Raw genomic sequence first — 25061 nt, 5'->3', positions numbered from 1 at the left:
CAGACGCCAGCGCCATGCATCGTCGACGTCGATCACCGAACGACGCGCTGTCCCCCCGCCGCCATCGGCGGCCGCTCGGGCGGTGCCGGCCAGCCGTGCTTGCTGCTCGCCGGCACCGGTCGTGCCGTCGACATCCCACGGTCACCGGTCATCGGCCGCGCGGTCGACTGGCCGGCCGCATCGACGATCAACGGAACAGGTTGCGGCACGTGTTCACGACGACCGGTCCGTCGGCCTGCTGACGCAGGCACGGCAGCATCGCACCACGGGCCGTAACCCGAGCGCTTCCACGTCCCGTGCGGACCTCGGCGGAAGCATCCCGCGTGCTCGACCCCCCTCGCTTTCCTTTCCACGTCTTCGAACGTCGACGCGACGGACACCCACTACTGCGCGAAAGGCTGGCGTGACGGTGTGCTGATGTCTGTAGGTCTGGCTCTTGCTGTTACTGCTGGCATACAGCGCACCACTCGGCGGATTCGCTCGCGCGTGACCGTGCATGCTGCCTGGTGAGCACACCGTTTGAGGTCGGGTCAACTGAAGATCGTAAGGTCGGCGGTTCGACCCCGCCCCTGACCACAAACCGCGTTGGGCAGGGCAGTTGCCTGCGTGGCCATCTTGGAGCCGGTAGCACAGTGCTCAAGTCGCCTCGCCGTGAGGTGGGACGAGCGCAGTGTCGGGGTGAGCGAGCACATGTGCGCTGGCTTCGGGTCGCGCGGGGCTGAACGCCACCGCCGAGCAGGGACTGAGGGCCCTGCTGTCTGGCGGCTGGCGGGCCCATGATTGCGTCGGCTTGGCAGGAGGTGGCCGCATGGCTGTGGCGACGGCGACGACGCGGCCGGCGGCGCGTGTGGCGGAACCCGGGAGCGGGCGTGGCGCCACCCGGGTGGTGGTGGCGGTGCTGGGGACGCTGGTGGGTCTGGCCGGGGTCGAGCACGGGGTCGGCGAGGTGCTGCAGGGCCCGGTACGTCCCGAGGGGCTGGTCATCATGTCCTGGCCGGACGCGCCCGCGCTCGAGGTCCTGTCGGGCGAGCCGGCCTTGACGGTGGTCCCGAACCTGCTGGCGACCGGCGTGGTCGCGGTGGCGGTCGGGTTGGCGGTGGTGGTCTGGTCGATCTGGTTCGCCGCGCGCAGCGACGGGGGGCTGGTGCTGATCGGTCTGTCGGGGCTGCTGCTGCTGGTCGGCGGCGGTCTTGCACCGCCGCCCATGGGCTTCGTCGTGGGAGCGGTCGCGACCCGCATGAACACGGTCCCACGGCGGCCGCCGGGGCGGTTGGGCCGGATGATCGGGCCGGCGTGGCCGTGGTTCCTCGCCGGCGCGCTGTTGGGGTACCTCGGCCTGATGCCGGGCATGGCGCTGGCCACCATCTGGGGCGCGGCCAGCGACGCACTGGTGATCGGCCTCGCGGCGTTCGCCTTCGCCAACTTCGCCCTGGCGCTGGCGGCAGCCCGTGCCCATGACCGGCTGGAGGCCACCGCAGGTTGAGGGGGAGGACACGTGATGAGGGTTCTGGTTGCTTACGCCAGCCGGCACGGTGCCACGGCAGGGATCGCCGAGCGAGTCGCCGCGGGGCTGCGCGACGCCGGCATGGTCGCCGAGGCGCGTCCGGTGGCACAGGTCAGTGACGTCGAGGCATACGACGCGTTCGTCATCGGCGCGGCGGCGTACATGTTCCACTGGCTGAAGGAGGCCACGAGGTTCGTCAAACGGCACCGTGCGGTGCTCCGCGAGCGGCCGGTGTGGCTGTTCAGCAGCGGCCCACTGGGCACCGACGCCGTGGACGACGAGGGCCGTGACGTGCTCGAGACGACTCGCCCGCGGGAGTTCGATGAACTCCACGACCTGGTCGACCCGCGCGATGAACGGGTGTTCTTCGGTGCGTGGGATCCCGATGCGCCGCCGGTGGGGGTGGGCGAGCGGCTGCTGCGGCACATGCCGGCCAACGACGCGATGCCGGCGGGTGATTTCCGGGATTGGCCCGCGATCGACGCCTGGGCTGCCGAGATCGCCCGTGAACTGGACGCGGCCCAGGCCGCCCCGTAGGGAGGTTGCGATGCCGGTCACCGACGTCAGGCGCGGGCGGCTCGCCGAGCGAGCACCCACCGAGGTGCCGCCCCCGAGGTTCCCGACGGTGTGGGCGGCCGCCCTGACGGCGGTCCTGGGGCTGCTGTTCACGGGCACGACCGCGCTGACCATCGCGCTGTGGTCGACCGATCCCGCGTACACGCAGACCAACCCGGTGGTCGACCTTGCGTTCTTCGCGCTCGGCGGGATCTTGATCACGGCCGGGTTCGCCAGCCAGATCAGGTCACGTCAGATCGCGGGGGTCCAGCAGGCGATCCTCGCGCTGCTCGCCCTGGCGCTGGCAGGGGTGCTTGCCGGCCGCATCGAACCGTTCATCGGAGCACTGCTGTTGCTTGTGGCTGCGGCGCCTGTGGTTGTGCTGCATCCGGCCCGCCGGCAGCTGCTTGCCGCGGGGGAATCGGTGAGCAGGCCTCTGGCGGCGCTGGGTGCCGCCGCGGTGGTTCCGGCCGTGGCGTATGCGGCGGTGATGCTCGACCGCGCCCGGTCGGCCGGGCCGTCGTGCTTCCTCGGGCGGTGCGCCGAAGGCGACCGGTTCGCCGAGGCCGCCGCGCTGGCCGTCGCCGTGGTGCTGGTGGCGCTGCTCGCGTCCCTGCGCACACCGGGGTGGACGCTGTCGGCGTGGTGCGCCGGCAGCGCCGCGATCGTGTTCGGCGCGGCGTGCCTGGTCTTCCCGCGGGAGCCGGGAGCGCTGGCTGCGCCGTGGGCGGTGGCTGCCGTGGTCTGGGGCGCCGCCTGCGTCGTGACCGTCTACAGGCCGCACGCTGGGCGAGCGCCGCGGGCACGTGCGGCGGAGAACTGGCAAGGCAGGTGAGTGAGATGGCAACGCACACGTTGGCTCCTGTTGAGACCCGAATGGCAGCGGCGGCTGCGGCCTGGTGGCTTGCGGCAGGCGTGGCCGTGCTCGTGGCTGGCGCATCGGCGGCGGGGCTGTGGGCGCCGGGGCTGTACACCGACGCCGCCCCGGTGGACGCGATGTTCCGCGGCTACGACCTGGTGACGCTGGTCGTGGTCGCCCCGCTGCTGGCGCTCACCCTGCTGCCGGTGTGGCGTGGCAGACCGGCCGCGCGGCTGCTGCGCGTCAGCATGCTCGCCTACTGCGTCTACAACTACGCCTACTACCTGTTCGGCGCGCAGCTCAACGCCGCGCTGCTCGTCCACATCGCGATCTTCACCGCCAGCCTGTACGCGTTGGTGCTGTCCCTGGTGGCCCTGGACGTCCGCGGGCTCGCCGCGCGGTTCCGGCCCCGCACCCCCGTGCGTACCGTGGCGGTCATCCTGCTGCTGCTCGGGGTGCCGCTCGCCGCGATCCAGGTTTCGGGGCTGGCCGGGTTCGCGTTCACCGGCGCCGTCCCACACGAGCCCTCGCAGCTCGTGGTGCCGCTCGCCTTCACCCGGCTGGGGGCGGTGCTCGACCTGTCGCTGCTGGTTCCGGCCTACCTGCTCGCCGCCGTCTGGCTGTGGCGTCGGCGGGCCTGGGGCTACCTGCTGGCGACCGTCGTGCTGGTCGCCGGGTTCATGCACCAGGTCAGCTACATCGCAGGGATGCTGTTCCAGATCACCGCCGACATCCCGGGTGCGGCGTTCGACCCGTTCGAGCCGTTCATCGTCGCCCTGTTCGCCATCGGCGGCGGGCTGCTGCTGGCGAACCTGCGGCCCGCCACGCCCGATACGTCATCAGCCCCACCGAACCGGACACCTGTGATCGCCAGACGGTGAGCGATGCGCATCCAGGGGCAGACCCGCATCCGCCGGTCGCCGCCGAACGCAACCCGTGCGACCCCAAGTTCGCCGACACCTGGGAACGTGCCGTCCAGCTCCTGCAGGCCGACGGCGCGGACCGCGGTGCGATCGCCTTGGCACTGCTGACCTGCGTCGGGGGCAGCCTGTGCGGGCGGGGGTCGATGACAGCGTGGGCACGAGGCAGCGGCTGCTGCAGGCTGACCCGGCGACGGGGTACTCGGCCCTCAGATCACGTCGCTCCTGACGTCGGCCGGCGGTTCGCCCGAGTGGTCCGGGGCGGCATCGCCACCGATGGCTGAACTACTCGCACCGGTCAGAAACGTCCACCGATTCCGCCGTTGCGACACGACTCGCCGTCCGCACGCTGACGAACGCGGCGCAACCGTCGCCAATCCCGCGTGGGTCGACCATCGGCCCCGATCGCCGTCCCGCCAGTCAGATTGAACAGTTTGATGAGCACCACCTACCACGTCAGCGGCACCGACTGGATCGCCGGCGCTCCCATCTCGCGGGGTGTCTGCGAGGTACGCGTCCTCGAGGGTCGGCGATCTCGCTGTGCCTCGACACTGGCCACCTGCTCATCGGTGGTACCGACCCGCTGGAACCCACCCTGCATGATCTCGGCGTGTCCAGAACATGACTTGCCGCCCGGGCGCAGGCTGGCTAGCCACTATTGGCTATAGTACGTGCCTCGTCGTAGATCTTGAGTTCCGCTCGTGTCGTGGTCAGACTCCTCTCACATCCATCGATTCGGCGGTGGGCTGGTGGGGCCGGGGCAGTCCCGGCGTGTGCGAGGGGTTGGGTCATGCGCAAACGGTTCATTGCTGTGCTCATCACTGCGCTGTTGACGCTTGGTGTGATCGCGGCTCCGGCGGCGGCGGACCCGTCGTTCGGGCCGGGCGCCGGCAACGGGCAGGGCAACAACGGTCCACAGGATCAGGGAGCCGGCTGTCACCCGCCGGGGCAGACCAATGATCTGCCGCGCTGTGGGTAGCACCCACAGGGCGTCTGAAGCCGTGGGATGAGGAAGTGACGAGGATGAAGCGCAGACTGGTGGTTCTGACCGCAACTGTCGCCTTGCTGGTGCCGAGTGCGGCCGCGTTGGCGGCGCCGCCGCCGCCGGCGCCGGGCAACGGCGGCGGGAACTCGGGGCAGTGCACGGGGCCGCAGGCTGACCGCCCGGCCTCCTGCAACAGTCAGGGCGGGCCCGGCGACCAGCCCTAGAGTCAGGAGCGCACGGGGTGGCGGGACCGCCCTGGTAGCAGGCAACGGGAAAGGGTCCGCGCGGCGGGCCAGAACGCGGCGGCGCCGATCAGCGCGACGGCGAGTCGGATCACCGCTCCCGGTCGTCGTGGTTCGCCAGTGACTCGACGAGCGCGATCTCGGGCAAGGCGCCAGGGCCAGGGTTGCGATTCAGGGGCGGCGGCGGAGCCGTGCTCGTGGTGAGGCCACCGCTCAGCGCGGCGACATCGCTGTCCGCCCAGCCGCGGGTGTGGTGCCGTACTCTGTCGAGATGCCTGGGACGCCCCCGACGCGGTATGTGCGCACTGACAGTGGCCATGTCGCGTACCAGGTGTTCGGCGATGGCCCGCTGGATGTGCTGTTCATCACGAGCTGGATGACCAACCTGGACGTGATGTGGGACGTCCCAGGTGTGGCGGCGTATCTGGAACGCCTGTCGTCGTTCGCGCGCGTGATCTGTTTCGACAAGCGTGGCACCGGCGTCTCGGATCCCGTCCCGCTCGACGATCCGCCCACCCTGGAGCGGTGGATGGACGACGCGGTCGCCGCGCTCGACGCGGCGGGGGCCGCCGAGGTCGCCGTGATCGGGGACACCGAGGGCGGCCCGATGGCGATGCTGCTGGCCGCAACCCATCCGCAGCGGGTCCGTCGGCTGGTCCTGGTCAACTCGTTCGCGCGCTGGCGGCGCGCAGATGATTACCCGATCGGCATGCCGGCGGCCACCACGGAGAAGCTGATAGGCCGTTGGGAGCAGAACTGGGGCTACACGGCAGAGATCCTCGGGTTGACCGCGCCGTCCTTGGCCGACGACGAACAGGCGCGCCGTTGGTTCCTGCGCTACCAGCGGCTCGCGATGCCCCCCGGGGCGGCAGTCGTCATGTACCGGTGGGTGGTGTCGTTGGACGTCCGTGACGTGCTGCCGACCATCACGGTGCCGACGCTGGTGGTGCACCGACGAGACGCACGGCACCACCGCATCGCGTTCGGACGCTACCTCGCCGAGTACATCCCCGACGCCCAGCTCGTCGAGCTGAAGGGCGCCGACACGTTCCCGTACCACGCGGGCGATGTCGGACCCCTGATGTCGGCGGTCGAGGTCTTCCTCACTGGTGCGGAACGTGCCCCGTCGCCGCAACGGCGGCTGGCAACGGTGATGATCAGTGACATCGTCGGGTCGACCGCGATCGCGTCGCGGCTCGGTGACGCCCGTTGGCACGGGCTGCTCGCCGACCACGACGCCGTCGTGCGCGGGGCCATCGCGCGCTTCCGTGGCGATGAGCTGGTGCACACGGGGGATGGCGTCGTCGCGAGCTTCGACGGCCCGACCCGGGCCGTCATGTGCGCGCAGCACACGATCGACGCGCTTGCCGACCTGGGGTTGCGCGCGCGCATCGGGCTGCACACCGGCGAGCTCGAGGTCGGACCGGACGCCACGACGGGCCTGGCGATCCATCTCGCGTCCCGCGCGATGGCGGTCGCGGCGTCGGGTGGCATCGTGGCGTCGCGCACCGTCCGCGACCTCACGTTCGGTTCCGGCATCGCCTTCCGCGATCTGGGAGAGCACCAGCTGAAGGGTGTGCCCGACACCTGGCGGCTGTACGAGGTTGCGGACGCGCGTCAGCACGTGACGTCCGCTCCGACTGGCGTGGAGGTCTGAGGTGTGAGGGACCATCGTCGCAGGGCGCCGTGATCCTGTCCCTCCGTCCCACTACGGATCGGTGGGCACCCGCAGGACTGGCGCTCGTGGTCTGTACGTTCGCACTGCATCCCACGTCGTTGTGAGGAACCAGCGTGGCGGCCGCCATGCGAGCGGCGCAGGGCGCTCCTGCCACCCGCGGTGGGGAGCGCCAGTCGACGATCGCGTCATCACGTCCAGCGGAACAGCCGGGAGCTGAGTGCGGTACCGGCGACGATCATCGCGACGAGCAGCCCGAGCGCCGTGACGTTCGTGCTGCCCGAGATCCACGGCTGCTTGAGTGCCTCGACGACGTAGGTCAGCGGCATGAAGTCGCCGATCCGCTGCGCCCAGTCGGGCAGCGCCTCGCGCGGCATGACGCTGCCGGACACGAAGATCATCGGCAGGTACAGCGCGAACGACAACGCACTCGTGGTCCGGGCGGTCGGGATGACGGCCGCCAGCACGAACCCGAAGGCGGCGAAGCCGAAGACTGCGACGACGTAGGCGACGAGCACGGCGGCCGGCGCCTCTGGCGACCGGAGACCGAACGCGGTCGTGCCGAGGGCGACCAGCACGACCAGCCCCGTCGTTGCGACCAGCGACTGCACGAGCAGTTGAGCGAACAGGATCGTCCACGGCCGGACCGGCGTGGCCTGCAGGCGCCGGAGCACGCCCCGTTCGCGGTAGGTCGCGAGCACGCCCGGCAGGTTGGTCATGGCGAACGTCGCGATGACCAGCGCGATGTAGCCGGGGATCAGGATGTCGATGAGGCCGGCTCCTCCGAAGGCGTCCTGGCGTTCGTTGCCTCCCGTCGAGCCGTTGAGCACCAGCAACAGGACGGGCAGGACGAGGCTGAAGAACGCGGCGCCGGGCTCGCGCAGGAACAGCTTCAGCTCGACCCAGGTGGTCTTGACGAGTGCGGTGGTTGACATGACGGATCCTCTCTTGGTTGTGGCCGGTCCGACGGCCGGTAGCCGGTGAGCGGTGGAGTCAGACGCGGCGTGACTGGACGGACGGTGTGGTGATGGCGAGGAACGCGTCCTCGAGGTTGGCGTGCTCGACGGTCAGGTCGTCGGGTGCGGCGCCGTGCGCGGCGAGGGCCGTCGCGACGCGGGCCAGCAGCGGGCCTGTGCCGGTGACGACGACCGTCGCACCACGTCGGTCGATGCGTTCGAGCTCGGCGATGTCCGACAGCCAGTGCGTGGCGAAGTTGCCGGGCGCCGTGAACCTCACGCGCCGGGTCGGGCCGGCGCGGCTCGCCAACACCGAAGGGGTGTCGAGGGCCGCGATGCGACCGCCGTCGATGACGGCGATGCGGTCACACAGCGCCTCGGCCTCGTCCATGAAGTGCGTGACGAGCACCACGGTGACGCCGCCGTCGCGGATGGTGCGGACGTGGTCCCACGTCAGCCGGCGCGCCTGCGGATCGAGCCCGGTGGTCAGCTCATCCAGGAACACCAGCTCGGGGGATCCGATCAGGGCGAGGGCGATCAACAGGCGCTGGCGCTGGCCGCCGGACAGGGAATCGAACGATGAGGTGCGCTTGTCCCGCAGGTCCCAGGCGTCGAGGAGCGCCTGTGGATCGGCGGGGCTGGCGTAGTAGCTGGCGTACAGGTCGAGCGCCTCCCACACCCTCATGCGATCGGGGAGGACGGCGTTCTGCAGTTGGGTGCCGACGCGCTGGCGGATCTCCCCGACGTCGCGCTGGGGATCGAGTCCGAGCACCTGTACGGTGCCGCCGTCGGGGCGGCGTAGGCCCTGCATCATCTCGATCGTGGTGGTCTTGCCGGCGCCGTTGGGGCCGACGATGCCGAAGATCTCGCCGCGGGCGACCTCGAGTGATACGCCAGCGACCGCGGTGACCGCGCCGTAGCGCTTCGACAGGCCCGCGGCAGAGATGACCGGTTCTGCGCCGCGTCGGTCTGTCACTCGATGATCGTTCGTCGTCGTCGGATGACCGCTCGTGTGCGGAGTGATGGGTGTGCTCATGGCGTGACCTCCGTGATCGGTGACACGCGCACGGTGATCGACAGCGGGGTGGTGGCACCCCACCCCATGGCGAAACCCCCCCGGGTGCAGCCACCTCTCCGGAGGCCTGTGTCGGTGGATGGACGCGTGAGCCGGGCGCGCACGACGTCGCTGACGTAGGCTGTGCGCGGTTTCGCCGGGCACCGCGGTCGATGTGGCCGCGACAGGTGGTGGAAGGTCGTGCAGCCCGATCGACCGATGCTGGCTGGCAAGCTGGCACCCTCGTGGACGCGTCCCACGGCGGTGCCACGGCTGCGGCTGCTCGCGCGGCTCGACGAGCCCGCGCCGCTCGCGGTCGTTGTCGCCCCCGCGGGGTGGGGCAAGACGACGTTGCTGGTCCAGTGGGCCAGAGCCGACGACGATCGGCCCCCGGTCGCCTGGGTGACGCTGGATGACAGCGACGACGATCCGGTCCGCTTCTGGGCCTACGTCGTGACCGCAATGCAGCACCGCGGCGTGGACGTGGGGGCTGAGGCGCTGGCCGCGCTGCGGGTGCCGGGGCTCGACCCTCTCGACCTCGCGGTCCCCAGTCTCATCAATGATCTCGCGGCGGCTGGTCCGTGCGCGTTGGTGCTCGATGACTATCACTCGGTCACCGACCGCCGGATCCATGAGGCGGTCGAATTCCTGATCACCTACCTGCCTACCGGGTCGCGAGTGGTCATCGCAGCGCGCTTCGATCCACCCCTTCCGCTGGCGCGGCTGCGGGCGCGCGGCCAACTCACCGAGCTCCGTGTGGGCGATCTGCGTCTGAAACCCGCCGAGGCCGCAGACGTGGTCGACGACGTCGCCCGCGTGCGGTTGCCCGCACAGGAGGTCGGGGCGTTGGTGGATCGCACCGAGGGGTGGGCCGCCGGTGTGCACCTCGCCGCGCTGACGTTGCGGAGCGCGTTCGACCCGCTGGTTCGCATCGCGGAGATCGCGGGCGACGACCGCCACATCGCCGACTACTTCGCGACCGAGGTCCTGGTGCGGCTGCCCGAGGACCACCGTGACTTTCTGCTACGCAGCAGCGTCCTGGACCGGATGTGCGGGGAACTGTGTGACGCCGCGCTGCAGCGCACGGGCTCGGCTGCGTTGCTCGACGATCTGGAACGCGCGGGCCTGTTCGTCGTCGCGCTCGACGAGCATCGGCAGTGGTACCGCTACCATCGGCTGTTCCGTGACGCACTCCGGCGTGAGGCCGATGCGGCCGCCGATGACGCCGAGGCGCTGCGAGCGGCGGCCGCCTGGTTCGACGCGCGTGGTGACGTCGAGACCGCGATCCGCTACCTGACCGCCGCGGGCTGTCAGCGCGAGGCGGCCGAACGGCTGATCGCCTCCGACGACGACTTCCTCGACGCCGGGGCGGCAGGAACGTTCCTGCGACTGGCCGACGACCTCGACACGGAACTGGTGAGAGCCGACACGCGGTTGGCGATCGCGATGGCGTCGGCGGCGGGCTTCAGCGGACAGTTCGAGCGGGTTGACGCGCTGCTCGACCTCGCGGAGCGCAGCCTGACTGACGATGTCATCCCGCCTCCGGGGTGGACGACCGCGGCGGCCGCGATAGACACGCTGCGCGGGTCGTTCGGGCGGAGGTTGGATCCTTCGGCCACCATCGGCGTCGCCCGACGTGCCGTCGCACTCGAGGGCGACCCGACCCGGCACGGCTACGCGATCTCCCGGCTGACGTTGGGCATCGCGCTGGCCGGCATCGAGGCCTATGACGAGGCGGTGCCGCTGCTCGATGAGGCGTGGCGTCGCGCGACCGCCCTGGAGTTGCCGGTCTTCACGCGCCTGATCACTGCAGGGGCGCTGGCCATGGCCCTCCTCGATGCGACGCGCGACGCCGACGCACAGGCGGTGCTCGACGCCTCAGCGACGGCTGCGGATGCCCTCGAGGCGGCGCTCGGTGCGGTCGCCGGTGCAGCGATCGCCCTGCTGCGCGCTGCCCAGGGGCGCGTGCTCTACGAGCAGGGACGGATTGCCGACGCTGCTGCGGTGCTGGAGCGCGCCGCGCGCCTCGCGCGAGCTGCGGCGTTTCCGTCGCAGACCGCCCGGGTGCTGGTGGTCCTCGCGGACGCGCTGGTCGCCGCGGGCGACCGGGCAGCCGCACGCGACGCGGTCAACGAAGCGCGTGAGATCGCCGACAACGACCCCTTGCTGCCGGCAACCGTGCGCCGCATCACGGCTGCCGAGGAACGCCTCGGTCGTGGCGCCGCCAGGATCGCCAGTGCGCAGGGCGCCGTGCCCGAGGCACTGACGGACCGGGAACTGTCGGTGCTCCGCGCCCTGCAGGGCCCGTTGACCCAGCGGGAGATCGGCAACGAGCTGTACCTGTCACGCAACACCGTCAAGGGCTACACCAAGAGCCTGTACCGCAAACTGCAGGTGACGTCACGTTCCGACGCGGTCCGTCGTGGCCGCGACCTCGGACTCATCTGACGCAGCCTGGCACGGCCTTCCACCCCGGGTGGACCCTCGGCGGTGGGGAGCGCCACCCCACCAGCGGGGCCCACGGTGGCATGAGCCACAGTGTTGGGAGGATCATGGACCGCAGTTGCCGCATCGAGATCGCCGGCAGGCTGCCCACAGGGCTGCACGACGAGTTGGACCGGCGTTTCGGTCCGCTCCGGACCCGCCGCGACGCCGGTCGTACGGTACTCGAGCACCCCTCGATGGATCAGGCCGCACTGCGTGCGGTGCTGACGCTGCTGTGGGACGCCGGCATCCAGATACACGTGGTCATGCCCGACACCGACGGCAGGTGACCACGCTGAGATGGGCACCCGGCTGGGCCCCCGACAGCTCGGATCGGCGTCCGCGTACGTGACGTGCGATTCAAGGGCCGGCGTGGCCAGCGGCTCGGTAGACTGTCGGTGCCCGAGACCGTGCTGCGCATCGCAGGGCCTGGCCCGAGGCGCAGCTGGCACGACGGAGACGCCGGTGGGTAGCGATGCCACGGCATGCGGCCTCGCCGCCTGACACCCGTTACGCCCGCAGCGGGTCGTACTCCATCGCGTACCAGGTCGTCGGCGGTGGGCCGACCGACCTCGTGTTCATCCCCGGTTTCGTGTCGAATGTGGAGCTGCAGTGGGAGCACGAGGCCATGGCGTCGTTCTTCTCGCGCCTGGCATCGTTCACGCGGCTGATCGTGTTCGACAAGCGGGGTACGGGGCTGTCCGACCGGGTTCCCGTCTCCGAAACGCCGGCGCTCGAGGAGCGCATGGACGACGTCCGTGCCGTGATGGACGCTGCCGGCAGCGAACGCGCGACGCTGTTTGGCATCTCCGAGGGCGGACCACTGGCGCTGCTGTTCGCAGCGACGTACCCCGACCGGCTGAGCGCGACTCCCGATACGGCTGCTCATCTCATCACGCTGGCTGATGCGACCGATGTTCGGGCCATCCTCCCGACGATCGGTGCTCCGACGCTGGTGGTGCACCGGGTGTCTGACGGCTGGTTCGGCTTTGAGCACGGGGAACACCTGGCGGCCACCATCCCCGACGCCACACTCGTCGCACTGGACGGGCGCGATCACCTCATCTACGTCGACCAGGAACCGTTGCTGGCAGCGGTCGAGACGCTCGTCACCGGCGTGAGCCCCGCGCCGGTCCTGGATCGGGTGCTCACGACCGTGGTGTTCGTCGACGTGGTCGGATCGACCGAGCTCGCGGAGCGAGTCGGCGACCGGACATGGACCAGGACGCTCGGTCGCTTCCACGCCGCCGCGCGGTCGGAACTGGCCCGACACCGTGGCGCCGAGATCTCCACAACCGGCGACGGCATGCTGGCCACGTTCGACGGACCTGCTCGTGCCGTCCGGTTCGGGCAGGCGCTGCAGCAGACCGTCGCACCACTGGATCTGGCCCTGCGTGTCGGGGTCCACGCCACCGAGGTGCAACAACTCGGGGTGACGACATCGCAGGCGTCGGCGTCCACATTGATGCCCGCGTGGCGTCGCTCGCAACGCCCGGCGAGGTCTGGATCACACGGTCCGTTCGCGATCTCGTGGCCGGCTCGGGCCTTGCGTTTCGACGTCGCGGAACCCACACGCTCAGGGGATCGCCGAGCCGTGGGAGCTGCTCGCTGTCGAGGATGCGCATGATCGCGGCGCGAATCGCGCTTTGATCACCGTTCGCGTGCTCGGGCCGCTGGACGTCGAGGTGGACGGCAGGCCGCTCCGACTCGCGGGAGCACGCCAGCAGGCACTCCTGGCCCTGCTGGTGATGCACGTCAATGAGGCCGTGTCGGCGGCCGACTCGACCTACTCACCGGTGGCCGCACGACAGCTGACGACCGCCACCGGACGATGCGCGCGGTGATCGACTGGTCGCATCGCCTGCTCAACGTTGACGAGGCCGCGCTGTTCGCTCGTCTGGCCGTCTTTCCGTCCACCTTCTCGCTGCCACAGGTCGAGGCCGTCTGCAGGCGGCGGCGTCGCGGCTGACGCGGTGGCAGCGGTGCTGTCGCGGCTGGTGGAGCAGTCACTGGTCCAGGCCGGCAACGATCGCTTCTGGCTGCTCGAGACCCTGCGTGCATTCGCGCGCGAACAGCTCGACGACCACGAGCACGCGTCACTGGTCAGGCGCCATGCGCACGACAGCGCCGACCGTCTGTCCGCCGATGCGGCGGCGCTGTGGGCGCCGGAGGAGGCGCTGGCGGTGGCCCGACTGGACGCTCTGACACCGGATCTGCATGCGGCGTGGCAGTAGGTCGCAGGCGGGCCGTCCGCGCCTGCGGCCGCCGAGGCGCTCGATGTGACCGCGGATCTTGCCATGTTCGATGGCCGGATCGATGAGGCCATCGACGACTACCGCAGGGTCAGTCGGCTCCGCGCGCCGAATGTCGTCGGCGTGCTGCTCGCCGACATCGCCGTGGCGCAGGCGCACGCGTACGGGCCGCGGTGGGACGCTGGCCTCCGCCTGATCGACGGCTTGCTGGCCCGTGCCCAGGCCGTGGCCAATCCGACGGCGCTGGCGTTCGCCTGGTACACCGCTGGCGAGCTCCGCCTGCACGTCGACCGGAACGCCGCGCTCGACGCGTACGAGCGAGCGGTCAGCCACGGCGTCCCGGTCGACAGCCGCCTGTTCATCATGATCGCGCGCGCGGCTGTGGCCGCCGAGCACGCTGTCGATGGCCCACTCGCCGTCACCGCCGGGGAACTCGACGAGCTGATCACGGCATGGGAGCGGCTCGACAACACGGCTGGGCACTGGTCGGCGCTGATGACCGCGGTCACGCTTCTCACACGGCTGGACGCGCTCGAGCAGGCGGCGGTCGTCGCGGGAGCCGTGGAGGCCAACCTCGCACAGACCTGGCGCTTTCCCCGGCCGCTCCAGCGGCTCGAACACGCGATCGACGACGTCCGCGCACGACTGCCGGCCGCCTCAGCCGACGCCGCATTCGCCCACGGCAGTCGCTTGTCGCGTGCCGACGTGACGACGGTCGTACGCACTGTGCTCGGTGACGCAGGCGCCTGACAGCGCCCGGTGCGTGCCGTGACAGGGCGCGGCCACAGGGTGGGATGCGCGCGAACGCCCTCGCGCCATGGCCAACAGGAGGCACGTCATGACCACCACGACCCCACCCCAGCCCTCGGCGCCACCGGCGTCCGTGCCGGGCAACTCGCGAACAGGCGCGATCACACGAACACGACGCCGTCCTCAGCCACCGCCCGACTGGCGACCGGACCGCAGGTGCACTACGTCGAACAGGGCGACCCGGCACGTGAGCCGCTCGTGTTCCTGCACGGCTGGCATCGACTCCTGGTACTCCTACAGCAGGGTCCTGCCGCTGCTCCCACCCGACCGTTACCACACCTACGCGCTCGACATGCGTGGCTTCGGTGACTCCGACGCCCCCGCTCACGGGTACACGATGGACGGATTGGCCGCCGATGTCGTCGCCTTCCTCGACGCCGCCGGACTCGATCGGGCGACGGTCATCGGGCATTCCTTCGGCACGTTCGTCGCACGGCGCCTGGCGGAGACGCGCCCCAACCGGGTCGCCCGGCTCGTGCTCATCGGCTCGGCCGTCACCGCCCGCAACGATGTCATGCGCGAGGTACGTGACGCCGTGCACGATCTGGCGGTCCCCGTGCCCGACGGCTTCATCCGCGAGTTTCAGGCGGGCACGATCCACCGCCCGGTCCCGGATGTGTTCTTCGAAGGGCTCATCGCCGAGAGCCGCAAGCTGCAGGCGCCCGTCTGGCGAGCCACCCTCGACGGGTTGCCGGCGTTCGACGATCACGATCAGCTGCAGGCGATCGAGGCGCCGACGATGATCCTCTGGGGAAACGCACGACGGGCTGTTCGCCCGCGAGGAGCAGACGCGATTGGCCGCGGCGATCCCGAACGCACAGCTCATCGTGTATGACGACACGGGCCACTGCCCCAACTGGGAGCGTCCCGAACGCGTCGCGGCAGACCTCGACGCCTTCGTCGCGGGGAACCCGCCGACGTAGCCGGGCGTGAGCGCGTCGTCATCCAGCTCATGCAGTGGATGACCGCCGCGCGGACGGCATCCAACGCCATGCTCTGACCACAGGTTTGTCGCCGCCGCCGGCGACCGCATTCGAGCGATGATGAGCGAACGCAACGTGGTCCATCGGAGAAGCCCGGTACTCGCTGCTGTGGTTCCGGTGTGGAGCGTCGGTCGCGTTCATGACCGTGATCACGTCCGTGTCGTTGTTCGGGCCTGCGGCGGTCGCCGAGATCGGCGGCGCCATCTGGTGTGGGAGAGCCTCCGCGGACGCCCCGGGTGGCGGCCGGTGGTCAAGCACGCCCCACGCGCCGGCGCGGCGTGAAGGCCGGCCGTTGACCGCACGCCCGACGCTGGTCGTCGGGCGTCTACGATGACCAGCCGGTGGTGCTCGCTGGTCAGGCGCGGATGGGGACGTCGAGGTCGGACAGGAGCGCGCGGACGCGTTGTTCGATCTCGTCGCGGACCGGGCGGACCGCGTCGACGGGTTTGCCGGCGGGGTCATCCAGCTCCCAGTCGAGGTAGCGCTTGCCGGGGATCACCGGGCAGGCGTCGCCGCAGCCCATGGTCACGACGATGTCGGTGGCGCCGATGATCTCGTCGGTCCACGGGCGGGGGAACTGGCCGGCGATGTCGATGCCGACCTCGGCCATGGCCTCGACCGCTGCGGGGTTGACCTGGCTGGCGGGGTCCGAGCCGCCCGACAGGACGTCGACGCGGTCGCCCGCGAGGTGGCGCATCCACCCGGCGGCCATCTGGCTGCGGCCGGCGTTGTGCACGCACAGGAACAGCACCGTCGGCCGGTCGCTGGCAATCCTGCCGTCGTTCTTTGCGATCGCGCGCAGCCGGTCGCGGGTGAACCGTTCGGCCATCACCGGCACGTAGGCGCGGATGCGGGCGTGGGCGAGCCGTTGGAACGAGTCGGTCATGAACCGCTGGACGGTCTCGACGCCGAAGATGCCGTCGAAGTCGCGCTGCAGGCGGGCGGCGCTGGACCTGATCAGCTGGATCTCCTCGGCGGACGCGGGCGCGGGTCCGGACATCTGGGTGCTCATGATGTGGTGCTCCTCATCGGCGCGTGGGCAGGTCGGGTGGTCGGGCGGCGGTGGCGTCGGTGGTGAGGCGGTCGATGCGGTCGGCGATCAGGCCGAAGGCGTGCTCGAACGTCGTGCGGTCTCCGCCGACGGGGTCGGGGATCGACCAGTGGCGTCGGGGCGCGTCGATGGTCAGGCCGGTCTCGTACGCGCGGTCGCACACCGACACAACCAGATCGGGACGGACGTCGATCTCGCAGACGTGGGTGGGGTGGGCGTCGGACAGATCCAGCCCGTGGTCGGCGGCCACCGCGACCGCGGTCGGGTGCACCCGCTCGGCGGGTTGGGTGCCGGCGCTGACAGCGTCGCGTCCGCTGCGCCGCCGCCAGAGCGCCGCGGCCAGCTGTGACCGCGCCGCGTTGTGGGTGCACACGAACAACACGCAGTCGATGACCAGGGGCGCCACCGCCTCGACGTGCGGGATGGCGGCCGGCTGCAGCGTGACATACCGGCGACGCGCGTCGCCCTGTGACGGATGCCGCGAGATCAGCCCGGCGTCCTCGAGGGTGTTGAGGTGGAACGCGAGGAGGTTCGACCGCAACCCCGTGGCGTCCTGAAGGTCCGCGGGCGTGCAGTCACCGCGCCACAGCAGATCGATGACGGCCAGGCGGTGCTCGTCAGCCAACGCCCGATGCACCATCGCGCGACGCTCGATCGGATTCGTGTCACCCATCCAGGTGGTGTCCTTCCTGACGCACGACCGCCGCGTCCGGTGCCCAGACGATATCGCTCGTCCAATATTGAGTCAACCATCACTGAGCCTTATGTCGCGTTCAACCGGTGGGTGGGCGCGTCGACGACCACGGCCGAGCACGCGGTCGGACGTCACTGGGCGACGCGCCGATCACTTCGCCTTGCGCTGGCGGTGACCGGTCGAGGCTTCTTCTTCTGCTCGGGCCGTCCCGCGGATATGCTCATCGGCGGGCCTCAGCTGCCCGGGCCTTCGTGTCGCCCAGCGGGCAGCGCGGTCCCTGAAGGCGGGCTCACATGGGGAAGCCGCTCATACTCACGGTCGATGATGACCCGCTCGTGTCGGCTGCGATCACCAGGGATCTGTCACGGCAGTATGGGGCCGACTACCGCGTGATCAGCGCGCAGTCCGGACCGCAGGCCCTCGCTGTGCTGACGACGCTGGCGTTGCGCGGCGAGCAGGTGGCACTGATCGTCGCTGATCAGCGGATGCCGCGGATGACGGGCATCGAGATGCTCGCGCGGGCCGGCACGCATGCGCCGGACGCGAAGTTCCTGTTGTTGACCGCCTACGCCGACACCGACGTGGCGATCACGGCGATCAACGAGATCGGCCTGGACTACTACCTGCTCAAGCCATGGGATCCCCCCGAGGGCCGGCTGTACCCGGTGGTCGACGATCTGCTCGGCGATTGGCGACAGGCTCATCTGGACCACACGTCCGACGTCAAGGTCGTCGGACACCGCTGGTCAGACCGCAGCCACGAGCTCAAGATGTTCCTGGCGCGCAATCACGTGCCCTACCGGTGGTATGACGTCGAGCGCGACGCCGAGGGCACGCGACTGCATGACCTGGCTGGTGCGACACCCGCCGACCTGCCCCTCGTGCTGGTCCCGGACGGCGGCCCGCTCCGCGCCCCGTCCACGCTCGACGTCGCGGGCGCACTTGGCCTCCAGACCGACGCGCAGCAACCGCTGTACGACGTGTGCATCGTCGGCGGGGGCCCGGCGGGCCTGGCGGCCGGGGTGTACGCCGCCTCCGAGGGGTTGAGCACTGTGATCGTGGAACGGGAGGCGCCGGGGGGTCAGGCGGGCCAGAGCGCGGCGATCGAGAACTACCTGGGGTTCCCGAAGGGCCTGAGCGGGTCGGATCTGGCCCACCGCGCGCTGTCCCAGGTGTCGCGCTTCGGAGCGGAACTGGTCCTTGCCCGTGATGTCGTTGCCTTCGAGGCGCGGGGGCCGGTGCGCGCCGTGCGCTTCGATGGCTCCGGTGGATCGAGGCCCGCGCACTCGTCGTCTCGACGGGGGTGTCCTACCGACGGCTGGATGTCGCGGGACTCGACGAGCTCACCGGGCGGGGGGTCTACTACGGCGTCGACGCCAGCGAGGCGAGCCAGTGCCAGGGCGACGATGTCTACGTCGTCGGAGCCGCCAACTCCGCGGGCCAGGCGGCCCTCAACCTGGCCCGCTTCGCCAAGCGCGTGGTGCTGGTCGTCCGGGCCGCGACCCTCAGCGCCATGTCGCAGTACCTCGTGGCAAGGATCATGGACGCCCCGAACATCGAGGTGCGCCACCGCAGTGTCGTGGCGGCCGTCCATGGTGACGGCCATCTCGAGACGTTGACGCTGGCCGACCGCGACTCCGGGGCGACGGAGGACGTACCGGCCAGCTGGTTGTTCGTGTTCATCGGAGCAACCCCACGCACCGAATGGCTCGGCCCCGACGTGGCCCGCGACGACAGGGGGTTCATCATGACCGGTGCCGACCTGATGGCATCACCCCGTGCGCAGCGCTGGCCGCTCGGGCGGGAGCCGTTCGCGCTGGAGACGAGCGTGCCCGGCGTCTTCGCCGCGGGGGACGTGCGGCTCGACTCGATGAAGCGGGTCGCGTCCGCCGTGGGTGAGGGCGCGATGTCGGTCCACCTCATCCATCGCTACCTGGCGACCATCTGATGCGGGTCGACGAGCTCCGTGCCATCGGCCTGTTCGACGGGCTCACCGACGAGCAACTCGCCGACCTGCGTGACGGCGGCTCCAAGGTGGACATCGCTGTTGACGACGTGTTGTTCCGCGAGGGCGAGCAGGCGGACTTCTGGTGGGTGCTCGTGGAGGGCGCCCTCGACCTGTACCGTCACGTCGGCCGCGAGCACCTGCTGGTCGCACAGATGGACGTGCCGGGACGGTGGGCGGGCGGGTTCCGAGCCTGGGACGATCAGGGCGTCTACCTCGCGACCGGGCGCGTCGTGGCCGCCGGGTGGGTGCTGCGCGTCCCCGCAGGCGTGTTGCGTGAGCTGACCAGCTCCTGGTTCCCGTTCGGCGGTCACCTCATCGAGGGGTTGTATCGCACCGCGCGCTCCATCGAGGCAACCGCACGCCAACGCGGATCGCTGGTCACCCTCGGCACGCTGGCCGCCGGTCTCGCGCACGAGATCAACAACCCCGCCTCGGCCGCGAGCCGGGCGGCCGACGCGCTCGACACCGCCCACCACACACTGCTGTCATCGCTCGACCGGCTCGCGCAGGACAACATCTCAGCGGCCCAGTTCGCCGCCCTCGACGACCTGCGTCACGAGATCGAACCACTGGACGGCGACGATGTGGATCCGCTGTTCCGCGCTGACCTCGAGCAGGAGCTGACGGCGTGGCTCGTTCGGCACGGCGTCGAACGCGAGTGGACGATCGCGCCGCCGCTCGCCGCCGCCGGCGTCGACAGCGCCTGGTGTGAGCGCGCCGCACGCGTGCTGCAGGGGCCCAGCCTCGCGCCCGGCCTGGAGTGGGTGGCCAGCACGCTGTCCGCGGCCACGCTGCTCGCAGAGGTCCGGGAGTCGACCCGGCGCATCTCCGAGCTCGTCGCTGCAGTCAGGTCCTACTCCCAGATGGATCGCGCGTCGATGCAGCTGACCGACCTCAGGGACGGCCTCGACAGCACGTTGGTGATCCTGGGCCACAAGCTGCACGCCGTGACGATCGTCCGCGACTACGCCGATGTGCCACGGGTCGACGCGTATCCCGGGGAGCTCAATCAGGTGTGGACCAATCTCATCGACAACGCCGTCGACGCCATGGACGGCGTCGGTACCTTGCGGGTCGTGATCCGCGCCGCGGGCGACGACGTGATCGTCGAGATCGGTGACACCGGACCGGGCATGCCGTCCGACGTGGCCGCGCGCGCGTTTGAAGCGTTCTTCACGACCAAGGACGTCGGCGAGGGCACCGGCCTCGGCCTCGACATCGCACGACGCATCGTCGTCGAGCGCCACGGCGGCGCGATCAGCATCGACGCTGGTCCTGGCGGGACCGTGCTGAGGGTCCGGCTGCCCCTCCGTCGGCTCGACACGGAGGCTCACACTGACGTTCACCAGTCGTAGGACCGCACGAGCGGGGGATCGGACTCGCGGGCGGCAGGCTCGACGGCCGTGCTCACGCAGATGCATGACCCGTGGGCGACCTCCACGCACACGTGGAGGAGCGGCAGCCGACGACCTGATCCCGACTGCGTCACCGAAGGTGAACCTCGACCACCACCGAATCGGAGACGAATCGTGTCAGGTCGTCCACCCGCTGTCGCCCGTCGGCGTCGCGGGCGTAGCTCGCCGGGTACGTCTGGCCGGTCCGCCGCCCGGTCAACGTCAGTAGCGCCGTGCCGCGCCCGACCCAGCGCTGGAGACCGGGTGTGTGCAGCAGGCGGTCATCAGGCGGTTCAGCCACGGTGGTGAGGTCGATCGCGCCTGCTGGCCATCAGTGGTCCGGGCCACCACGGTCGACGGCCACTCGCAGAACGGTGCGAGCAGCGGGACACCCGCACCTGTCGCCGTGGTGTCGACGGACAACTCGGCGCGCGAGGGCGCGCCATGCTCGACAACCCGGCGTCCAGCCATCACGATCAGGCTGCGGGAGGAAGGGAGGTGCTCAGCGATCGCATCGAACCCGGCGGGTGAGGCAGCAGGTGGCATCTCGGCGCCCGCGGGCCGACTGCTGGAGCGAGGGCCGCAGCTCGCCGCGTTGGGCAACGCTGTCGCGGCGGTGACGGCGGGCGACGGCGGACAGCTGGTGCTCATCGGTGGTGAGGCGGGTGCCGGCAAGTCCGCCCTGACCCGTCACTTCTGCGCCGGGCAGGTCCGCGCGACGCGGATCCTGTGGGGTGCGTGCGATCCGCTGTTCACCCCCCGCGCGCTGGGTCCGCTCCTACCGATCGCGGAGACGACGGCTGGCGCGCTGGCCGAGCTCGTGACCAGGGGCGCCCGCCCGTACGAGGTGGTGAGCGCGCTCGTCGAGGAGCTCGACGGCGTCCGGCCGACCGTGCTGGTGATCGAGGACGTCCACTGGGCCGACCAGGCGACCCTCGACGTCGTGCGCCTGCTGGCACGCCGTGTGGCCACGACCCGGGCGCTGGTGGTCGTGACCTACCGCGACGACGAGCTGGGGCGGTGGCATCCGCTTCGTCTCGTCCTGGGCGAGATCGCAACGGGTCCGGCCGTCCGGCGGCTGCACCTGGCTCCGCTGTCGCGTGACGCTGTCGCGGAGCTCGCCGCCGATCGGCCTGGCCACCTCGACGTCGACGTGCTCCACCACCACACGGGTGGCAATCCGTTCTTCGTCACGGAGGCACTCGCCACAGACACGTCCGGCGTCCCGGCGACGGTCCGCGACGCGGTGCTCGCCCGTGCGGCCCGCCTGGAACCCGCGGCGAGGCAGGTGCTCGACGCGGTGGCAGTGGTCCCGGCCGAGGCCGAGCTGTGGCTGGTGGAGCGGATGGTGGACCGCGATGACATCGCCCCGCTCGACGACTGTGTGAGCTCGGGGATCCTGGTCGCAACGGCCGGTGGCGTGGCCTTCCGCCACGAGCTCGGGCGGCTCGCCGTCGAGGAATCGCTGCTGCCCGACCAGCGACGGCGGCTGCACCGCGCCGCGTTGCGGGCGCTGGCCGAGCCCACAGCGGGCAGGCCGGATCCTGCGCGGCTCGCCCACCACGCCGAGGCCGCCCACGACGCATCGGCGGTCCTGGCACACGCCCCCGTGGCGGCCGCGCGCGCCGCAGCGGTCGGCGCCCATCGCGAGGCGGCCGCGCACCATGCCCGCGCGTTGCGCTTCGCCGACGGCCAGCCGGCGGAGGTCGTCGCTGACCTGCACGAACGTCGCGCCCACGAGTGCTACCTCATCGGCCAGTTCGAGGACGCGATCGCGGCCCAGGAGGGCGCACTCGCGTCGCTGCAGGCGATGGACGACCCTCGTCGTGAGGGCGAGGCACGCAGCCGTCTCGCGCGGTACCGGTTCTATCGGGGCGACGTGCCCCGGGCGAGGCAACAGGTCCGGGCCGCCGTCGCCCTGCTCGAACAGCTCCCGCCCTCGCCCGAGCTCGCCTGGGCGTACAGCAGCGTGGCGATGATCGCCGAGGACCTCGGCACGGTCGAGGACTATGGCCGCCGCGCGGCCGAGCTCGCCGCACGGTTCGACGCGCTCGAGGTCCGGTCACACGCCCTGACCAACGTCGGCTTCCACGAACTGCTGCACGGTCGCGCGGACGGCCGGGGCATGCTCGACCGGGCCCTGGAAATCGCCGTGGCGTCGCGGTCCGACGAAGCCGTCGTGCGGGTGTACAGCCTGCTGCTGATGGCTCTGGTCCGTATGCGGGCGTACGACGCGGCGGCGCAGGTCCTGCCGGACGCCCTCGAGTTCAGCACCGAGCGGGACCTGGCCAGCCACCGGGTGATCCACCTGTCGCACGCGGCGATGCTCGAGCTGGACCGGGGCCGCTGGGATGCGGCGTTGGCCGCGGCACAGAGCGCACTGCGGGAGCGGACCAGGCCGTACGGAGTCTTCGCGCTGCCGGTCATCGCACTGGTGCGCGGCCGTCGGGGGGAGCCGGACGCATGGGAGCCTCTCGACGTGGCCTCGCGGCTCGCGCCCGCCGAGGAGCTGCTGCGGTCCGCGCCGGTGGCGGCAGCCAGGGCCGAGATCGCGTGGCTCGAGGGTCGCCACGATGCCGTCGTCGACGCCACCGAGGACGTGATGCACATGGCGCTGGACGCGGAGGCGCCGTGGGCCTACGGACCGTTGGTGTACTGGCGGTGGCGGGTCGGGTTGCACGAGTCGCTGCCGGGCGCCGTTGCCGAGCCGTACCGCGCGCAGATCCACGGCGATTGGCGACGGGCGGCCGAGCTGTGGGACGCGCTCGGCTGTCCCTACGAGGCGGCGCTCGCGCGGGCCGACGCCGACGAGCCCGCGCCGCTGCGTGCCGCGCTCGACGTGTTGCAGCGGCTCGGGGCGAAGCCGGCCTCCGAGCTGGTCGCCCGTCGTCTCCGGGAGTTGGGTGTGCGTGGCCTGCCACGCGGCCCGCGGCCGACCACACGTCAGAACCCGGAAACCTCACGACCCGCCAGGTCGAGGTGCTGGCACTGCTGTGCGGCGGCCTGCACAACCGGGAGATCGCCGAACGGCTCTACCTGTCCCCCCGCACCGTCGACCACCACGTGTCGGCGATCCTGCGCAAGTTGGACGTGCGCACACGAACCGAGGCCGCCGCCGAAGCTGCCCGCCTCGGGATCGCCGAACCCGATGATGGGCAGGGTTCCGGGTCGCCAGATTAGGTGGGCGTCGCCCTCAGCATGGGCAGTTCCGCGGGTTCGCCATCGGTCATGCGTCCGTAGCGTCGATCACACGCACTGGCGACCGAGGAGCGGACATGCGGACGGCGACGCAGCACGGAGATCGGGCCGCGGTGACGGCGCTGGTGGTCGGCGGCATCCTGGCCGGCGGCAATCCCGTCGGTGTGCGGTTCACGGTCCTGGAGCTCGACGCCCTGTGGGGCGCTGCGCTGCGTTTCGCGCTCGCGTCATTGCTGCTGGCGGGGATGATGGCCGTGCTGCGCCTCAGCTCAGGCTGCCGCCCGGCGTCGCGCTCAGGGGGGTGGCGCTGTACGGGCTGTTGAACTTCGGCGGCGCGTTCGCGGCGGCGTACTACGCGCTGTCGCACATCCAGGCCGGGCTCGCGTCGACACTGATCGCGCTGGTGCCACTGGCAACGCTCTTGCTGGCGGTCGTCCAGCGCAGGGAGCACCTGCGGGTGACGGCCGTGGTCGGTGGCGTCCTGGCGCTGGCGGGTGTGGCGCTGGTGTCGAAAGTGTCTCTGGCAGGTGCGGCGCCGCCCCTTGCGGTGCTGGCAGCCGTCGCCGGCGTCGTCTGCATGGGGCAGGCGGCGATCGTGGCGCGCGGACTTGCGCAGCGGCACGATCTGCATCCCGTTGTCCTGAACGCGGTCGGCATGGCCGTCGGGGCCGTGGTGCTGCTCGCCGGCGCGCTCGTCGCGGGCGACCACATCGTGCTGCCACGGCAGCCGGCGACGTGGTGGGCGATCGGCTACGTGGTGCTCGGTGGCTCGATCGGCGTGTTCATGCTCTACCTGGTCGTCCTGCGCCACTGGGAGGCGTCACGCGCGGCCTACCTGACGATGCTGATGCCGCCAGTGGCGGTGGCGTTGTCGTCCTGGCTCGACCACGAGCCGATCACCACGGGCCTGGTGTTCGGTGGCGGCCTGATCCTCGCCGGCGTCTACGTCGGCGCGATGCGACCCCGGTCGGCCTCCCCCACGGCCGACACCTCGCCGCAGCGCGCGGTCGCCAGGTACGCGGGCCGAGCGTGACCGCGGCCGATCCGCCATGGTCGGCACCTCCCATGACCGGGTACCCGGCCCGAGGCCCATCCTCGGACGGCCAAGTCCCGCACACTCATGCGGGGGTGCCGACCGGTCAACACCCCGCGTCACCCGGAGCTCAACCAGCGGCGAGGATGCTCGGTTCGCCGAGTGGCGACGTGCGACATCACGAGTCGCGTCACACACTCAAGCGGCGCCGGGTTCAGCGACGCGACCGTAGGCGAGGTGCTCGACGCGCCGGTCGACGGCCTGTACGTCGCGATCACTCGCGATCCACTCAGGCAAGGTCGCGGCGCACCGCCACTCGACAGGTCTTGTGGTCCGCCTGTGACCGTCTATCGTCGCGCGTGTGAGCGACTGCGACGTGTGGCACTCCCGTCCGGCACCGGGCT

At 71.0% G+C, this 25061-nt stretch carries 23 protein-coding genes; 17 read left to right on the top strand and 6 right to left on the bottom strand.

What is annotated here, in order from left to right:
- Window positions 1-808: 808 nt before the first annotated feature.
- The 6 genes from VFZ70_09220 to VFZ70_09195 all read left to right on the top strand — a co-directional run bounded on the left by VFZ70_09220 (window position 809) and on the right by VFZ70_09195 (window position 6722).
- A complete protein-coding gene (locus tag VFZ70_09220) occupies window positions 809-1483 on the top strand; it encodes a hypothetical protein (GenBank protein ID HEX6255977.1) in 675 nt (224 codons plus the stop codon).
- A gap of 15 nt (window positions 1484-1498) precedes the next feature.
- Window positions 1499-2041 (top strand): flavodoxin domain-containing protein, encoded by a 543-nt coding sequence (locus VFZ70_09215; GenBank protein HEX6255976.1) that lies wholly within the window; start codon window positions 1499-1501, stop codon window positions 2039-2041.
- 10 nt (window positions 2042-2051) lie between these two features.
- Window positions 2052-2894: a hypothetical protein gene (locus VFZ70_09210; GenBank protein HEX6255975.1), complete on the top strand. Its 843-nt coding sequence runs from the start codon at window positions 2052-2054 to the stop codon at window positions 2892-2894.
- 41 nt (window positions 2895-2935) lie between these two features.
- Entirely contained in the window at window positions 2936-3799 is an 864-nt protein-coding gene (locus VFZ70_09205; GenBank protein HEX6255974.1) for a hypothetical protein, read from the top strand.
- A gap of 829 nt (window positions 3800-4628) precedes the next feature.
- Window positions 4629-4817, top strand: coding sequence for a hypothetical protein (locus tag VFZ70_09200; protein HEX6255973.1), 189 nt, complete (start codon window positions 4629-4631; stop codon window positions 4815-4817).
- A 546-nt stretch (window positions 4818-5363) separates the two neighbouring features.
- Window positions 5364-6722, top strand: coding sequence for an adenylate/guanylate cyclase domain-containing protein (locus tag VFZ70_09195; GenBank protein HEX6255972.1), 1359 nt, complete (start codon window positions 5364-5366; stop codon window positions 6720-6722).
- A gap of 209 nt (window positions 6723-6931) precedes the next feature.
- Here VFZ70_09195 and VFZ70_09190 read toward each other — a convergent pair whose 3' ends face one another.
- Both VFZ70_09190 and VFZ70_09185 read right to left on the bottom strand, forming a co-directional pair.
- On the bottom strand, window positions 6932-7675 hold the full coding sequence (locus tag VFZ70_09190; GenBank protein HEX6255971.1) for an ABC transporter permease: 744 nt from the start codon (window positions 7673-7675) through the stop codon (window positions 6932-6934).
- Window positions 7676-7733: 58 nt separating this feature from the next.
- On the bottom strand, window positions 7734-8672 hold the full coding sequence (locus tag VFZ70_09185; GenBank protein HEX6255970.1) for an ABC transporter ATP-binding protein: 939 nt from the start codon (window positions 8670-8672) through the stop codon (window positions 7734-7736).
- A gap of 279 nt (window positions 8673-8951) precedes the next feature.
- Here VFZ70_09185 and VFZ70_09180 point away from each other — a divergent pair, with 279 nt between their 5' ends.
- The 8 genes from VFZ70_09180 (at window position 8952) to VFZ70_09145 (ending at window position 15131) form a co-directional block, all read left to right on the top strand.
- The gene (locus VFZ70_09180) at window positions 8952-11198 is read left to right on the top strand and encodes a LuxR C-terminal-related transcriptional regulator (GenBank protein HEX6255969.1); all 2247 of its coding nucleotides are present in this window, start codon (window positions 8952-8954) and stop codon (window positions 11196-11198) included.
- 104 nt (window positions 11199-11302) lie between these two features.
- On the top strand, window positions 11303-11524 hold the full coding sequence (locus tag VFZ70_09175) for a hypothetical protein (GenBank protein ID HEX6255968.1): 222 nt from the start codon (window positions 11303-11305) through the stop codon (window positions 11522-11524).
- 185 nt (window positions 11525-11709) lie between these two features.
- Window positions 11710-12861 carry an adenylate/guanylate cyclase domain-containing protein gene (locus VFZ70_09170; protein HEX6255967.1) on the top strand — a complete coding sequence of 384 codons (1152 nt, stop codon included), beginning with the start codon at window positions 11710-11712 and terminating at the stop codon, window positions 12859-12861.
- Between the two features lie 19 nt (window positions 12862-12880).
- Window positions 12881-13078: a hypothetical protein gene (locus VFZ70_09165; GenBank protein ID HEX6255966.1), complete on the top strand. Its 198-nt coding sequence runs from the start codon at window positions 12881-12883 to the stop codon at window positions 13076-13078.
- Window positions 13066-13203, top strand: coding sequence for a hypothetical protein (locus VFZ70_09160; protein HEX6255965.1), 138 nt, complete (start codon window positions 13066-13068; stop codon window positions 13201-13203). The genes VFZ70_09165 and VFZ70_09160 overlap by 13 nt, the downstream gene beginning before the upstream one ends.
- A gap of 4 nt (window positions 13204-13207) precedes the next feature.
- Window positions 13208-13468, top strand: a complete 261-nt coding sequence (locus VFZ70_09155; GenBank protein ID HEX6255964.1) for a hypothetical protein — start codon at window positions 13208-13210, stop codon at window positions 13466-13468.
- Window positions 13469-13531: 63 nt separating this feature from the next.
- Window positions 13532-14236, top strand: coding sequence for a hypothetical protein (locus VFZ70_09150; GenBank protein HEX6255963.1), 705 nt, complete (start codon window positions 13532-13534; stop codon window positions 14234-14236).
- A 247-nt stretch (window positions 14237-14483) separates the two neighbouring features.
- Window positions 14484-15131: an alpha/beta hydrolase gene (locus VFZ70_09145; GenBank protein HEX6255962.1), complete on the top strand. Its 648-nt coding sequence runs from the start codon at window positions 14484-14486 to the stop codon at window positions 15129-15131.
- A gap of 503 nt (window positions 15132-15634) precedes the next feature.
- Here VFZ70_09145 and VFZ70_09140 read toward each other — a convergent pair.
- The 3 genes from VFZ70_09140 to VFZ70_09130 form a co-directional block, all read right to left on the bottom strand.
- On the bottom strand, window positions 15635-16291 hold the full coding sequence (locus VFZ70_09140; protein ID HEX6255961.1) for a hypothetical protein: 657 nt from the start codon (window positions 16289-16291) through the stop codon (window positions 15635-15637).
- 13 nt (window positions 16292-16304) lie between these two features.
- Window positions 16305-17003, bottom strand: coding sequence for a helix-turn-helix domain-containing protein (locus VFZ70_09135; protein ID HEX6255960.1), 699 nt, complete (start codon window positions 17001-17003; stop codon window positions 16305-16307).
- A gap of 383 nt (window positions 17004-17386) precedes the next feature.
- Window positions 17387-17728 carry a hypothetical protein gene (locus VFZ70_09130; protein ID HEX6255959.1) on the bottom strand — a complete coding sequence of 114 codons (342 nt, stop codon included), beginning with the start codon at window positions 17726-17728 and terminating at the stop codon, window positions 17387-17389.
- A gap of 566 nt (window positions 17729-18294) precedes the next feature.
- Here VFZ70_09130 and VFZ70_09125 point away from each other — a divergent pair.
- Window positions 18295-18972 (top strand): NAD(P)/FAD-dependent oxidoreductase, encoded by a 678-nt coding sequence (locus VFZ70_09125; GenBank protein HEX6255958.1) that lies wholly within the window; start codon window positions 18295-18297, stop codon window positions 18970-18972.
- Window positions 18972-20387, top strand: a complete 1416-nt coding sequence (locus VFZ70_09120) for an ATP-binding protein (GenBank protein ID HEX6255957.1) — start codon at window positions 18972-18974, stop codon at window positions 20385-20387. The genes VFZ70_09125 and VFZ70_09120 overlap by 1 nt, the downstream gene beginning before the upstream one ends.
- Before the next feature lie 130 nt (window positions 20388-20517).
- Here VFZ70_09120 and VFZ70_09115 read toward each other — a convergent pair whose 3' ends face one another.
- The gene (locus VFZ70_09115) at window positions 20518-20727 is read right to left on the bottom strand and encodes a hypothetical protein (protein HEX6255956.1); all 210 of its coding nucleotides are present in this window, start codon (window positions 20725-20727) and stop codon (window positions 20518-20520) included.
- Between VFZ70_09115 and VFZ70_09110 the strand changes: the two genes are divergently transcribed.
- A complete protein-coding gene (locus VFZ70_09110; protein HEX6255955.1) occupies window positions 20695-24657 on the top strand; it encodes an EamA family transporter in 3963 nt (1320 codons plus the stop codon). The genes VFZ70_09115 and VFZ70_09110 overlap by 33 nt on opposite strands.
- Window positions 24658-25061: the final 404 nt, after the last annotated feature.

The organism is Euzebyales bacterium (assembly GCA_036374135.1).
Classification (GTDB): Bacteria; Actinomycetota; Nitriliruptoria; order Euzebyales; family JAHELV01; genus JAHELV01.
The sequence above is the reverse complement of the archived record's forward strand: the minus strand, read 5'-3'. Positions and strand labels throughout refer to the sequence as shown.

Excerpts from the sequence above, each read along its gene's own strand:
- VFZ70_09220 (HEX6255977.1), top strand. The coding sequence starts at position 809 with ATGGCTGTGGCGACGGCGACGACGCGGCCGGCGGCGCGTGTGGCGGAA.
- VFZ70_09215 (HEX6255976.1), top strand. The coding sequence starts at position 1,499 with ATGAGGGTTCTGGTTGCTTACGCCAGCCGGCACGGTGCCACGGCAGGG.
- VFZ70_09210 (HEX6255975.1), top strand. The coding sequence starts at position 2,052 with ATGCCGGTCACCGACGTCAGGCGCGGGCGGCTCGCCGAGCGAGCACCC.
- VFZ70_09205 (HEX6255974.1), top strand. The coding sequence starts at position 2,936 with ATGGCAGCGGCGGCTGCGGCCTGGTGGCTTGCGGCAGGCGTGGCCGTG.
- VFZ70_09200 (HEX6255973.1), top strand. The coding sequence starts at position 4,629 with ATGCGCAAACGGTTCATTGCTGTGCTCATCACTGCGCTGTTGACGCTT.
- VFZ70_09190 (HEX6255971.1), bottom strand. The coding sequence starts at position 7,675 with ATGTCAACCACCGCACTCGTCAAGACCACCTGGGTCGAGCTGAAGCTG.
- VFZ70_09175 (HEX6255968.1), top strand. The coding sequence starts at position 11,303 with ATGGACCGCAGTTGCCGCATCGAGATCGCCGGCAGGCTGCCCACAGGG.
- VFZ70_09170 (HEX6255967.1), top strand. The coding sequence starts at position 11,710 with ATGCCACGGCATGCGGCCTCGCCGCCTGACACCCGTTACGCCCGCAGC.
- VFZ70_09160 (HEX6255965.1), top strand. The coding sequence starts at position 13,066 with ATGCGCGCGGTGATCGACTGGTCGCATCGCCTGCTCAACGTTGACGAG.
- VFZ70_09150 (HEX6255963.1), top strand. The coding sequence starts at position 13,532 with ATGTTCGATGGCCGGATCGATGAGGCCATCGACGACTACCGCAGGGTC.
- VFZ70_09140 (HEX6255961.1), bottom strand. The coding sequence starts at position 16,291 with ATGAGCACCCAGATGTCCGGACCCGCGCCCGCGTCCGCCGAGGAGATC.
- VFZ70_09135 (HEX6255960.1), bottom strand. The coding sequence starts at position 17,003 with ATGGGTGACACGAATCCGATCGAGCGTCGCGCGATGGTGCATCGGGCG.
- VFZ70_09130 (HEX6255959.1), bottom strand. The coding sequence starts at position 17,728 with ATGAGCCTGTCGCCAATCGCCGAGCAGATCGTCGACCACCGGGTACAG.
- VFZ70_09120 (HEX6255957.1), top strand. The coding sequence starts at position 18,972 with ATGCGGGTCGACGAGCTCCGTGCCATCGGCCTGTTCGACGGGCTCACC.